Annotated in this window: 12 protein-coding genes; 5 read left to right on the forward strand and 7 right to left on the reverse strand. The window is 68.2% G+C overall.

Annotation, left to right across the window (positions count from 1 at the left end; all coding sequences use genetic code 11):
- Positions 1-84 precede the first annotated feature (84 nt).
- The 6 genes from QE393_RS03960 to QE393_RS03985 form a co-directional block, all read right to left on the reverse strand.
- Positions 85-2481 carry a TonB-dependent siderophore receptor gene (locus QE393_RS03960; protein ID WP_310042213.1) on the reverse strand — a complete coding sequence of 799 codons (2397 nt, stop codon included), beginning with the start codon at positions 2479-2481 and terminating at the stop codon, positions 85-87.
- A 134-nt stretch (positions 2482-2615) separates the two neighbouring features.
- A complete protein-coding gene (locus tag QE393_RS03965) occupies positions 2616-3569 on the reverse strand; it encodes a FecR domain-containing protein (protein ID WP_310042215.1) in 954 nt (317 codons plus the stop codon).
- A complete protein-coding gene (locus QE393_RS03970; RefSeq protein WP_273808856.1) occupies positions 3566-4081 on the reverse strand; it encodes a sigma-70 family RNA polymerase sigma factor in 516 nt (171 codons plus the stop codon). The genes QE393_RS03965 and QE393_RS03970 overlap by 4 nt, the downstream gene beginning before the upstream one ends.
- A gap of 232 nt (positions 4082-4313) precedes the next feature.
- Positions 4314-5507, reverse strand: coding sequence for a DUF2252 family protein (locus QE393_RS03975; RefSeq protein WP_310042217.1), 1194 nt, complete (start codon positions 5505-5507; stop codon positions 4314-4316).
- Between the two features lie 129 nt (positions 5508-5636).
- Positions 5637-7268, reverse strand: a complete 1632-nt coding sequence (locus QE393_RS03980; RefSeq protein ID WP_310042219.1) for a methyl-accepting chemotaxis protein — start codon at positions 7266-7268, stop codon at positions 5637-5639.
- 347 nt (positions 7269-7615) lie between these two features.
- Complete coding sequence (locus QE393_RS03985; protein ID WP_310042220.1) at positions 7616-9016, reverse strand: PLP-dependent aminotransferase family protein; 1401 nt, start codon at positions 9014-9016, stop codon at positions 7616-7618.
- A gap of 86 nt (positions 9017-9102) precedes the next feature.
- On the opposite strand from QE393_RS03985, the gene QE393_RS03990 reads away from it, so the two are divergent.
- From QE393_RS03990 to QE393_RS04010, 5 genes are all read left to right on the forward strand, one after another.
- Positions 9103-9552 (forward strand): GNAT family N-acetyltransferase, encoded by a 450-nt coding sequence (locus QE393_RS03990; RefSeq protein WP_273808860.1) that lies wholly within the window; start codon positions 9103-9105, stop codon positions 9550-9552.
- Positions 9549-10187 carry an NAD(P)H-dependent oxidoreductase gene (locus QE393_RS03995; protein WP_310042222.1) on the forward strand — a complete coding sequence of 213 codons (639 nt, stop codon included), beginning with the start codon at positions 9549-9551 and terminating at the stop codon, positions 10185-10187. The genes QE393_RS03990 and QE393_RS03995 overlap by 4 nt, the downstream gene beginning before the upstream one ends.
- A 3-nt stretch (positions 10188-10190) precedes the next feature.
- Positions 10191-10622: a carboxymuconolactone decarboxylase family protein gene (locus tag QE393_RS04000; RefSeq protein WP_208694488.1), complete on the forward strand. Its 432-nt coding sequence runs from the start codon at positions 10191-10193 to the stop codon at positions 10620-10622.
- A gap of 154 nt (positions 10623-10776) precedes the next feature.
- Positions 10777-11133: a YajD family HNH nuclease gene (locus QE393_RS04005; RefSeq protein WP_183630973.1), complete on the forward strand. Its 357-nt coding sequence runs from the start codon at positions 10777-10779 to the stop codon at positions 11131-11133.
- Between the two features lie 191 nt (positions 11134-11324).
- Positions 11325-11936 (forward strand): ATP-dependent Clp protease proteolytic subunit, encoded by a 612-nt coding sequence (locus QE393_RS04010; RefSeq protein WP_273808862.1) that lies wholly within the window; start codon positions 11325-11327, stop codon positions 11934-11936.
- A 31-nt stretch (positions 11937-11967) separates the two neighbouring features.
- On the opposite strand, the gene QE393_RS04015 is transcribed toward QE393_RS04010, so the two are convergent.
- Positions 11968-12621: a DUF998 domain-containing protein gene (locus QE393_RS04015; RefSeq protein WP_405046229.1), complete on the reverse strand. Its 654-nt coding sequence runs from the start codon at positions 12619-12621 to the stop codon at positions 11968-11970.
- Between the last annotated feature and the right edge of the window lie 95 nt (positions 12622-12716).

Consider the following 12716-nt stretch of genomic DNA (forward strand, 5'->3'; position numbering starts at 1 on the left):
AGACTCGGACCGCGGCACGGCGCAAAGGATCGCCGGGCGATGGCGGGCGACGGGACAGAGGTCTCGGCGCCCGCCTGCCCAGGCTCAGAAGTTGTAGCTGACCGACAGCGTCGCGTTGCGCGGCGCACCGTAGTTGCCACTGGTGGCGTTGTTGTACAGCGACAGCAGGTATTTGCGGTCGGTGAGGTTGTTGACGTTGAGCTGGGTGCTCCAGTGCTCGTCGAAGTCGTAGCTGCCCAGCACATCCACCAGCGCATAGGCGTTCTGGTGGATGCGGTCGTTGTTGTCGTTCTCGATGCCGCTCTGCCATCTCAGCCGCGCGCCGACCTTGGCCTGGGGCAGGCCTGGCAGGCGATAGGTCGCCAGGCCTCGCAGGCTGTGGCTGGGCACGAACTTGCGCGCCCGCTCGCCGTCCGCGTCGTCGATGCGGACATAGGTGTAGCCGGCCAGCAGGTCCAGGCCAGGCAGCGCCTCGCCGGAGACCTGCAGTTCCAGGCCATGGCTGCGGTAGTCGGTGGTGTCGTAGAGGTAGCGCGAACCGGAAAACACCGAGGTGGCGGCCACGTTGCGCTGCGCGGTCTTGAACACCGCGGCGGTCAGGCTCAGGCGATCGTCGAACAGGCTGCCCTTGACCCCGGCTTCCAGGCTCTTGCCCTCCAGGGGATCGAGCAGCCGGCCATCCAGGCCGAAACTGTGTTGCGGGCTGAAGATCCTGGTCCAGCTGGCATAGAGGCTCCACTGCGGACTCAGGTCGTAGACCAGCCCGGTGTAGGGGGTGACCTCGCCATGGGCGCGGGTGTAGTAGGCATCGCCGTAGCTCAGGCCGCTGGCATCGGCGCTGAGCATCCGCGCACCGACGATCCAGTGCAGGTCGTCGATCAGGTTGAAGCGGGCGCCGGCGAAGAGGCTCTTCTGGCGGTCGGTGAAGTCCTGGGTATGGCCGCTGTCGTCGGTGTATTGCAGCGCCGGCTCGGGGACGCCGGCCAGGGAGCCGGAGAGGGTGATGGGATAGTAGCCGTCCTCGGCGACGATCTTTTCCCGCAACTTCTGGTGGGTCCGGCCGTAGCTGGCGCCCAGGGTGAGTTCGTGGTCACGACCGAACAGTTCGAAGGGACCGGACAGCCTGGCCTCGCCGATCAGCTGGTGCGCCTTGCTGGCGGAGTGGTCGCCGAAGGCGGTGGCGTCGTCGCCGCTGACACCGAAGATGTAGTACATGTCGGCGTTCTGCCGCTCGGTGACGCCGGTCGCGGTGAGGGTACCCTGCCAGCCGTTGCCGAAGTCGTGGGTGAATTCACCGAAGACACGCTGGGTATCCAGATTCCAGTAGGTCCAGTCCTGGCCGATGCTGGAACTGCGACGGCCGTAGTGCAGCGGATCGCCGTTCGCGTCGGCCAGCGGCAGGTTGCCCCAGGAGCTGCCGTCGGCGTCGCTGTTGTGCTGGGAGAAACCCAGGGTCAGGGTGTCGGCGTCGCTGAGGTCGAAGGCCACCAGACCGGCCGCTATGTTCTTTTCATGGCCATAGCGATCCAGCCAGGAATTGCCCTTGTCGTGGGCGTAGATGAAGCGTCCGCGCACGTTGCCGGTTTCGGTCAGAGGACCGGAGACATCGGCGTCCACCCGGCGGTTGTCCCAGGAACCGACGCTGGCGCCGAGCCTGGCCTGGAATTCGGCGGTGGGCCGCTTGCGGACGAAATTGACCGCGGCCGAGGGGTTGCCGGTGCCGCTCATCAGGCCATTGGCCCCGTGCAGGACGTCCACCTGCTCGTATTCCGCCAGGTCCTGGTCGCCCACCAGCGTGGTGCTGACGAAGGGCATGCCCATGCCGTCGTACTGGAAGCTGTTGATGTCGAAGCCGCGCGAGGTGAACTGGGTACGATCGGTCTCGATTTGCTCGACGGTCACCGACGGGGCGGCGCGCAGGGCTTCCTTGATGCTCTGCAGGCGGAAGTCCTCGACCTGGTCGCGGGTCAGGGTGGTGATCGCCTGGGGCGTCTGGCGTTCGCTCAAGCCCAGTCGCGTAGTGCTGGTGCTGACAGGGCGCCGGTAGCCGACATCGGCGCCGCCGCCTGCGGCACTGGCCTGGATGACGGTCTCGGGCATGGCGAGGGCGGCCTCGGCGCTGCCACCTTCCAGGGCGTAGATACCGGCACCGCGTTCGCTCCAGCGATAGCCGCTGGCACGCAGCAGCTGCTCGAAGCCCTGGTCGAGGGTATAGCGGCCCTGCAGCCCCGGACTGCTGCGACCGGCCAGCGGCGCCGGATCGAATACCAGCTGGATGCCGGCCGTGGCGGCGAAGCGCGCCAGCACCGCGTTCAGCGGGCCCGCGGGAATCCGGTAGTCGCGCCCCTCCGCAGCCGCCAGGGCCGGCAGGGGCAGCAGGGCCAGTCCGGCACCGGTCAGGGGCACGCCCTGCAGGGCGACGGCCAGGATCAGCGGAGTGAAGCGTCGGGTGCCGGGTTGCTGCCGGTGGATCTTTGCCATGTCGTGTTGCCGTCCTCTAAAGCGCACCAGGCGCGGGCTGCCACCGCTCCCCATGAGGGTGTCTGCAGCTATCCCGGACGAGCGCGGGAAAGTGCTCAGGGCGCGCAAGGTTTTTTTCGCGACGGCGTGGGGGCTCAGGGGGCGCCGACCGTGACCCAGTAGCGGCTGCGGCGGCTGATGCGGATCGGCAGGGTGCGCTCCAGGGCCAGCAGCGCCTGGTCGGTGTCGTCCAGCGACAGGGCGCCGGACACCCGCAGCCCGGCGACGGCCGGGTCGCAGCGCAGCAGGCCCGGGCGATAGCGGCCCACTTCGGCCAGCACCTCGGCCAGGGGCCGGTCGTGGGCCACCAGCATGCCCCGGGTCCAGAGGCTGGCATCCTCGTCCACCGGGGCGCGGCGTTGCACGCCATGGGCGTCGAACCAGGCCTGTTGCCCCGCGGCCAGGCGCACGGCAGTGCCCCGTTGCGGACGCACCTCCACGCCATGGGCGAAGACCGCCACGTGGCACAACCCCTCTTCCAACCGCACGCTGAAGCGGGTGCCCAGGGCCTCGATCTCGCCTTGTGCCAGGTCGATCACGAAGGGTCGGCGCGGCACGACCGGATCGGCATGGGTGGTCACCAGCACCTCGCCTCGTCGCAGGTGCAGGCGGCGGGTGCCTTCGTCGAAGCGTACGTCCAGGGCGGAGTCGCTGTTCAGCACCAATTGGCTGCCATCGGCGAGCAGCAGGGAGCGCCGCTCGCCGATGGCGGTCGTCAGCTCGGCGCCCAGCGTATCCAGTGGCAGGGTGCGCAGGGCCAGCCAACCGCCAGGGCCCCCCACCAGCAGGGCGCTGAGCAGGCGCAGGGTGCGCCGCCGGCTGAGGGCCCGGTCACCTGCGCGGCGTAGCGCCTGCTGACCGAGATCCAGCGGAACGCTGGCGAAGGTACCCATGACCCGCTCGGCCCGTGCCCAGGCCGCGCGATGGGCCTCGCTCTGCGCTCGCCAGCACTCGAAGGCCTGGCGCTGCGCCTCGTCGGCATCGTCGAAGTTCAGCGCAAGCAGCCATTCGGCGGCCTCTTCGAGCAGGTGCGGCGCGGGTTGGCTCATGCCTCGCCGGCCACCAGGCAGGCCACCAGGGCGCGCTGGATGTAGCGACGTACGGTGATCACCGCCAGATCCAGTCGCACGGCGATCTCGGCCAGGGTGAGCCGCTGGAATTGCGCCAGCAGGAAGGCTTCCCGTACCGGGCCGGGCAGGCCGTCGAGCATGGCATCGATGCGCAGCAGGGCGTCGACGATCAGCCAGTGCGTCTCTGGCGAAGGCACCTGCGCCTCAGGAAGCTGGGCGATGGCTTCGCGATAGGCGCGCTCCACCTCCTGGCGTCGCCAGAGATCGATCACCAGCCCCTTGGCCACCTGCACCAGATAGCGCCGCGAGTCCTCACGCAGCGGCAGCCGTCCGGAGCTGAGGATGCGCAGATAGGTGTCCTGGGCGATGTCCGCCGCATCCGGCGCGTTGCCCAGCCGCCCGCGCAGCCAGCCGCTGAGCCAGCCGTGATGATCGCGATAGAGCCGATCGAGGACGACGGTGGGCGAGCCGGAGGACAGGGCGGGGCACATGGAAGATCCTTGGCGCGAGCGCCGGTCTTAAATGATAAAGCGTCTCATTTTAGTTAAAGGCTGGAGGTCGCACAATGCGTGATCGAGCGGATCGACGAAGCGGGCGGGTGGCCGAGGGCCAGGTGGGCACCGCCTGCCGCTTCCGGATTGGGCCGGGCAGGCCGGTGGGGAAGAGGCGGGAGCGAGAAGCGCGGCCCGAGGCGGCTAGCCCCGGGCCGGTTTCACGGCGGCCTCAGTCCTGCGCATGCTCCAGGGCATAGGCGCGGCAGTGGGCCAGGTAGCCCATCTCGTGGGCGCCCACCAGTTGCACCACGCTGCTCCACAGCCAGGAGGGCGCATCCAGGGTGCGGGTGCGATTGCGCTGCAGATCGCTCATCCACTCCACGCGGGTGGCCAGGTCCATCTGCCGGGCGTGGGCGCGGCCGACCACCCGGGCCAGGTAGGCCGCGGCGCTCATGGCTTCGCGGGCGCTGAGCTCGTCCAGTTCCAGCTTGAGATCCTGGGGCAGCAATTCGCGGATGAAGAAGGAGTGATCCAGCAGGCGCACCGCCAGCATGCGATTGCCCAGGGCCGGGGAGAGCTGGCGTGCACCCTCCACCACCCGCTTGCCGTTGTCGCGGGGCATGGTGGCATGGGCCACGCGCGGCGCGGCGGCGGCCACCGCCTGCTTGACGTCGATCAGGCAGTAGTCCTGGTCGTCGCCGTCGTCCACGCCCAGTAGCACGGCGTAGCGGCGCAGGCCCAGGGAGCTGCAGCCCTTGACCCAGTAGGCGCTGTCGAGCAGTTCGACGCGGCTCTCGTGGCTGCGGCCCTTGAGCGAGGTCACCAGGGCATGGATGCCCGGTGTCTCGCACAGCTCGGCGATGGCCTGGCGCTCGGCCTTGCTCAGCTGCCAGAAGTGCTTGCCCAGCGGCAACTTGGGCCGGGTGTTTTCCATGCGTTCGCGGGCCAGGTGCTTCCAGGTGCGTTGCACCGCGCTGCGCATCCCGGCCTTGACCTGGGCCGGCCGCGGCACCTCGCGTTCGAGATCGTCCTCGAAGGCTATCTCGTAGCCGCGCATCATCTCTTCGAGCATCCGCGCCGTGGTCACCCCCGGCAGGTCGGAGCCGCGCGCTGCTGTGGCCAGCGACAGCGCCAGGCGCACCAGGTCATGGGCCGGATTGCCGACCACGGTCTGGTCCAGGTCGCGGATGTTGACGTCGGTGGAACCGTGCAGGTCGCCGGTAGGGCCCAGGTTGCCGGCATGGCAGTCGCCGCAGATCCATACCGCCGGCCCATTGGGCAGGTTGCGGCCGGGCTGGCTGTGCAGCCACTCGTAGAACTGCACCGTGCTGCCACGCACATAGGCGTGGGCGGAGCGGGCCATTTTCAGATTGCGCAGCTGGTTGAGGCAGGGGAGACGATCGACGGGACGCGGGGTTTTCATGCAGGGCGCAGGCCTTGAGGGAGACGCCTTTGTGACCGTTGCGCTGGATGAATGTTGCGAGGTGTTTCGGCAAGTCGATCCCGGCCAGGTGCCGGGATCGCGGGAGACGGGCCGCGGGGAGGCCTGGCGCTAGCAGCGGAACTGGCTGATCTGGCGATTCAGGTCGTTGGCCAGGGCGTCCAGGGACACCGCGGTCTGCACCGTTTCGCCGATGGCTTCGCTGTTCTGCTGGGCCATCTGCGCCAGACGCTCCACGGTACGGGCGACGTCGTGGCTGGCGGCGGTCTGCTCGCGCAGGGCCAGGGAGATCTGGTTGACCACCCGCACCACCTTGTCCGAGGCGGTGTTGATGCTGACCACCGCCTCGCCCGCCCGGTTGGCCAGGTCGACCCCGCCATTGACCTGGCGGACGCCCACCTCCATGTCGCTCATGGCCGCCTGGGTCGCCGCCTGGATCTTCTCGATCATGGCGGCGATCTCCTGGGTGGAATTGGTGGTGCGTTGTGCCAGCTGGCGCACCTCGTCGGCCACCACGGCGAAGCCGCGGCCCTGTTCGCCGGCCCGCGCCGCCTCGATGGCGGCATTCAGCGCCAGCAGGTTGGTCTGGTCGGCGATGCCCTTGATCACGCTGACGATGGAGGACACCCGCTCGGAATGCTCGCCCAGTTCGCCGATGCGGGTGGCCGAGGACTGCACGGTACCGGCGATGGATCTCATGCTGTCCACCGAGGCCTGGATGGTCTGGCCGCCATCCTGGGCCAGCCGGCCCGACTGGCTGGAGAGGTCATGGGCCTCCCCGGCATTGTCCGAGACATGGTTGATGCTGACGGTCAGCTCTTCCACGGTAGCCGCCATGCTGGAGGCGGCGCTGGACTGTTCCTGGGCGGCGGCGGACAGCTGCTGGGAATTGGCCGAGATGCTGTGGGACGCGGCGACCAGGTGATCGGTGCCCTGCTTGATCCCCTGGATCATGCCGCGCAGCTTGTCCTGCATCTGGGCGAAGGCGGTCAGCAACTGGCCCAGTTCGTCGCGCCCGCCAGCGGGAATCGGCGAATCCAGCTGGCCGGCGGCGATGGTGCGGGCGACGGCGACGGTCTGGGCCAGCCGGCCCACGATGGTGCGCGTCAGCGACCAGGCGATGCCCAGCGCCAGCAGGGTAGCGAGCAGGCCGCCACTGATCAGGATCGCCATCGCCTGCTGCTTGGCGTCGTCCATCGACTGGGTGCGGTCGTCCAGCAGGCGATTCTCGCGGGTCTTGAGCTGTGCCAGCAACTCGCGCATGCCATCCATCCTGCCCTTGTCCTGGGCGGTCGCGATGCGCGCGGTCAGGGCATCCAGTGGCTGGGTACCGGCATTGACCTGCCGGCGCATTGCCAGGATCTGCTGCACGGACTCATTGTTCCATTGCTGCTTGGCCTGGCCCAGCTGTGCCAGGGCGGCCTGCTGCTCCGGGTTGTCGCGGGTGAGTTGGGTGAGCTCCTGCAACTGCTCGGCGAACTGCTGCTCGCCCTTGTTCAGGGGATCGAGAAATTCCTCCTTGCCGGTCAGGGCGAAACCGCGCATGCCGGTTTCCATGTTGACCAGCGCCAGCAGGGCCGCATCCGAATCCTGCAGGACGTGGTAGGAGTGGATGTTCTGCCGGACAGCCTGGTTGACCTGATTGAAGCCCTGCCAGGCCGCCAGGATCAGCGCCAGGATGATGACCAGAATGGCACCGAAGCCGAGTCTGAGTTTGTTCGCGATGGTCAGCTGTTGCAGCATGGGAAGGCCTCACGCGCCAGGTTGTCGACTCACGCCCAGGGGGCAACGTTTGGGGTACAGCGAGCTAGCGGAGGGAAACGCGACTAATCCGTGTCCTGCGTCGACGGTGGGGACGCGTGGCTCCTGATAGTGCCGATACCGCGGATGACTCCAGTCGCCGCGCCAAGCCGGAATGCAGGCTGAAAAAGGCCGGTATCCTGCGCGAGAACGGCAGGCTAGAGCCTCCGAGCCTGGGCTTTGAGCGGCCGCCCCTGAAAAAGTTTTGTGTGACGCAATAAACATTTTCGCGATTCGGAGCGGCACTGGAGGACGGCCCACCGCGAAGGACAGGGGCGAAGAACGTGCCGTCAGCGTTCCAGGCGGGCCAGCCGGCGAGCCAGTTCGCCGGCCTCCGCCGCGCTGGCGACATTGGTGAACCCCATCAGCAGCCCATGGGCCTGGGGCGCTTCCAGATACCAGCGCGACAGGGCCTGAACTCCCAGGCCGTCGGCCCGGGCGGCATCCGCCCAGCGGCGATCATCGCCCTGCGGCAGGCGCGCCAGCAGGTGCAGCCCGCCAGCCTGCAGGTCGATCCGCACCGCGTCGCCCAGGCTGTTCGCCAGCGCCTCGGCCAGCCACTGGCGGCGCTGGCGGTAGAGACTGCGCATACGGTTGAGGTGGCGGGCGAAATGCCCTTCTTCCAGAAAGCTCGCCACCGTGGCCTGCAGCAGCAGGGGCGCGTGGTTGTGCAGCCGGTCGGCGCTGTGGCCGAAGGCAGCGACCTGCGCGGGCGGCACCACCAGGTAGGCGAGGCGCAGACCGGGAAACAGCACCTTGCTGAAGGTCCCGGTGTAGAGGACCCGCCCGCCGTCATCCAGGCTCTTGAGCGCGGGCAGCGGCTTGCCCTGGTAGCGGTATTCGCTGTCGTAGTCGTCCTCGATGATCCAGGTGTTCTGCCGCATCGCCCAATCCAGCAGCGCCAGCCGCCGAGGCAGGGCGAGGGCGACGCCCAGCGGACTCTGGTGACTGGGGGTGACCAGGGCGCACCGGGCGGCCGGCGCCCGGGCGAGACCGGCGGCGACGTCCAGTCCCGCCTCGTCCACGGGCACCGGCACCAGTGCCAAGCCGGCGCCCTGCAGCGCCTGGCGGGCGATGAAATAGCCGGGCTCCTCGAACCAGCAGGCGTCGCCGGGTGCCAGCAGCGTCTGGACGACCAGGTCCAGGCAGGCGCGATAGCCCGCGCAGACGAACACCTGCTCCGGACGACAGGCGATCCCGCGGGACAGGCCCAGGTAGGTGGCGATGGCGGCGCGTAAGCCGGCGTGACCCCGGGCATCGGGATAGACCAGTCCTTCCAGGCCCTGACTGCGCAACTGCCGCGCGGCCAGGCGCGTCCAGCCTTTGCGCGGAAAGGCGTCCAGCGCCGGCAGGCCCAGCTGCAGCGGCAGCGGCGCGCCACCGGCATGGATCGCCGCGGCGTCCGGTGAGGAGGGTACGGCCGGTGGCGGGGCGGTCGGGCGACTCCACTGGGGCGAGACGATGGTCCCGGCCGGACCGCGCGGCAGCAGAAAGCCTTCGGCGATCAGCTGCTGGTAGGCCATCTCCACCGTCCCCCGGGCCACGTTCAGCTCCGCTGCCAGGGCGCGCACCGCGGGCACCCGGTCACCGGGTCGCAGGCGCCCTTCGTCCAGCGCCTGGCGAAAGCGCTGATAGAGCTGTCGGTAGAGCGGCAGGGCGAGGCGACTGTCGAGGGCAGCAATGAGGGTCATGGCCTGGTCGTTTGTGTCTTTCTTGGCTCTATAGCCTAGGCCATCGGTTGTCTAGAGTGGGGTCATCTTTCCAGGAGACAGCCGTCATGCCCCTGACCTTCCAGCCCTTGCCACCCGATCATCCGCTGTGCCTGGCCAGCCTGACGCTGATGCGGATACTGCGCCCGCACCTGGACGACGCCGAACGTTACCAGGCGCAGCTCCAGCGCCAGGCGGCCCAGGGCTACCGGCTGCTGGCCGCCCTGGAGGAGGGCGAGGTGGTCGGCCTGGCCGGTTATCGCGAGCTGGAGAATCTGCTCTACGGCCGCTTCCTCTATGTCGATGATCTGGTGGTGCAGCCGGCCCGTCAGCGCGACGGCCTGGGTGGACGGTTGCTGGCGGCGGTCCGCAGCGAAGCCCTGGATCGCGGCTGCTCCCACCTGATCCTGGATACCGGTCTGCACATGCCACTGGCCCAGCGCTTCTATTTCCGCCAGGGCCTGCTCGCCCGCGGCCTGCATTTCGCCGAGCGGCTGACGGCGGAGGTGACGCCATGAAGACAGTCCTCCATGTCAACGCCAGCCCACGTCCTGCCACCTCCCAGGGCTATCGGCTGGCCGGTGAACTCCTGGCCGCGCTGAGGCCGAGCTGGCCTGGCCTGGCGATACTGGAGCGGGATCTGGCCGCCATGCCGCTGCTGCCGCTGAGCGCCGACTATGCCGAGGCCCTGACCCGGCGCACGCCACCGCAGGCACCGGCATTCACCCTGTCCGAAGCCCTCATTGGCGAACTGGAGGCAAGCGACCTGCTGCTGATCAATACGCCGCTGCACAACTTCACCCTGCCCGCGGCGCTCAAGCTGTGGCTCGACTATGTGCTGCGCATCGGTCGCACCTTCGCGTCCACCGCCGCGGGCAAGCATGGGCTGCTGGCCGACCGGCCGGTCTACCTGCTGGTCGGCTCGGGTGGTCATCACCGCGGCCCCCATGCGCGGCAGCCGGACTTCCTCACCGCCTACCTGCGCCATGCCCTGGGCACGCTCGGGCTGTTCGACCTGCACTTCATCTATCTGGAAGGCCTGGTCGGCACCCCGGCCGACGTGGCCGACACCCTGGCGGCCGCCCGCGAGCAACTTTCCCGCGAGCTGCCCTTCCGCCCGCTCGCCAACCCTCTGACCACTACCCTGGAGTAAGCCATGAGCCAACTACGACTGCCGTTTTCCACCCTCTCGCCCGCCGCCTACCAGGGCCTGATCGCCACGGGCCAGGCCCTGGCGCAGAGTTCGCTGGGCCTGGAGCTGGTGGAGCTGATCTATCTGCGCATCTCCCAGATCAATGGCTGCGCCTTCTGCCTGGGCAAGCACGCCGAAACCCTGCGCGAGCAGGGCGTCAGCCAGGCCAAGCTGGATCGTCTGGCCGGCTGGCGCATCAGCAACCTCTTCGATGCCCGCGAGCGCGCTGCCCTGGAGTGGGCCGAGACCCTGACCGCTGTCGCCGAGAAGGGCGCCCCCGACGCGGTCTACGAACCGCTCAGGGCCCAGTTCAGCGACGCGGAGATCGCCGACCTGACCTTCGCGGTGGCGCTGATGAATGCCTTCAACCGGCTGGCAGTGGGGATGCGCCTCTGAGGCGAAGGCAGGCCGCAGCGAAGGACGATTTCAGCTCTTCGCTGCCTTCCCGGCAGGCGGGGGGCCTCGGCAGTCGGAGCCCGTGAGGGGCGTTCACCGGCCAGGCCGGGCCCGGGCTATACTGCGCCTTTCTACCCGACTACCCAGGTGCAGCATGGCTACCGATACCTCGAAGCTGGATCGAATCCTCGCCGAGACCCAGCGCGAGCGCGAACGCGGCTATCGTGACAAGGCGTTGAAGATGTATCCCCACGTCTGCGGTCGCTGCGCCCGCGAGTTCGCCGGCAAGCGCCTGAGCGAACTGACCGTGCACCATCGTGACCACAACCACGACAACAATCCCCAGGACGGCTCCAACTGGGAATTGCTCTGCCTGTACTGCCACGACAACGAGCACAGCCGCTACACCGATCAGCAGTACTTCAGCGACAGCTCCCTCAGCTCGCCCAAGGTGGCCCAGGCCACCCATAACCCCTTCGCCGGGCTGGCCGGGCTGCTGAAAAAGGACTGAGTGCGCGGCGATCAGGACAGGTCGCCCTGCCTTAAGCCGATCTTAAGTCTCACGCTCTAGCGTTTCAGGTCTTTGGCTGGTTGCCGACCTGGGAGCGAGCAGGGATGAGACGTTCGAACGTTGCGAAGCGAATGTCCGCCGGGGCCTTGGCCTTGCTGACCGCAGGCTGCCTGACGGAGGCCTCCGCCGAGATGACCGTCATCCGCGGAGAAGGCGGTGCCAGTGCCGACACCGCGTCGGTGTACTTCAACAGCGGTATCAACGATCGCTCGGTCAGCTCCCTGCTGGCTGCCCTGAGCGACATCGCCCTCAAGTATCCGGCCACCAAGAACGTCAATCTCTACCTCAACAGCCCTGGAGGCAGCATGGAGGCGGGCTATGTCGCCTACGAGTTCATCCGCCACTATCCGCTGCACATCAATACCATCGACGCCGCCGCGACGGATTCATCCGCCACCCTGATCTACTGTGCGGCCGAAGATCGTTATGCCGCGCCACTTTCCAGCTTTCTCCTGCATCCGGCCGCGGCGGCCATCGCCGTCAACGGCTACATGAAGCCGGACCAGGCCAAGCAGGCGTTCGAGGACGTCGAGCGTGAGAACCTCAAGTTCCGCGAGATCTACAAGGGCTGTCTCAAGCTGACCCCGGAGGAGCTCACGACCCTGCTGTCCTCCGAGAGCAACAGACGGCGCCTGGGCTACGACGCCGCCAAGGATATAGGCCTGATCACCCGGACCGCGGACCAGCTGCCGCGAGGGACCGACCGGGCCACCTACCTTGTCAGCGACGGCGGGGGGCGCTGACGGCAGCGGCCCCGCCCGGGAGGCTGGTCGCTCAGGCTCGGTGGGTGGGTCTACGCCTGGCCTGCCAGGTGAGGGCGGCGAGCCAGCAGACGCCTGCGGCATAGTTGAGGCGCTGGTACAGGCCGAAGCCCTGGCCGTCGGTGACCGCTCCGGCCATCAGGCCCGCGGTGACCAGCGCCAGCCCGGTACAGAAGATCGAGAAGAAGGCAAACCCCGGCGAGGCCAGCAGGCGCCTGCCGAGCCAGCCCCAGAGTGCGCTGGCGAGGGTCAGCGACAGGAACATCACCAGGCCCGCCAGGTTGTGCAGCGCTTGCGAGCGCGACGGCTGCACCGGGGCGCAGCCCTGGTCGCACGGAAAAAGCCCGGTGGCGCAGCTTGCCAGGCCATGCAGCAGGATCAGGGCCGCGCTCAGGCAGGCCAGGCGCGATCCGCGAAAACGACGGACCAGCCCCAGGCCGACCAGCACGAAGAGCACACCGAGCGGAACGTTGTTGATCCAGGCGGAAAAGCCCTGGGTGGGCGCATCGACTGCACCCAGCCGACTCAAGGCATGGTCCATATGGCTATAGCCGGGATAGGCCAGGGCGGTCAGTGCTACACCGATCGCCAACCAGACAGGAATCACCAGGCCCAGGCCCAGCAGAACCCGGTCGGTCCTGCTCAAGGTGGACGTCCTCGTCAGCATGGCTCGCTTCCTTGGTCTTGAGATCCGCTCATGCTAGGAGACGCCGGCGGCGAGCGTTACCGATTTTTTTGCAAGGCAGCTTGCCCAGGCGTCAT

Origin of the sequence: Pseudomonas sp. SORGH_AS_0211, from assembly GCF_031453455.1 — a bacterium.
Lineage (GTDB): Bacteria > Pseudomonadota > Gammaproteobacteria > Pseudomonadales > Pseudomonadaceae > Chryseomonas > Chryseomonas aestiva.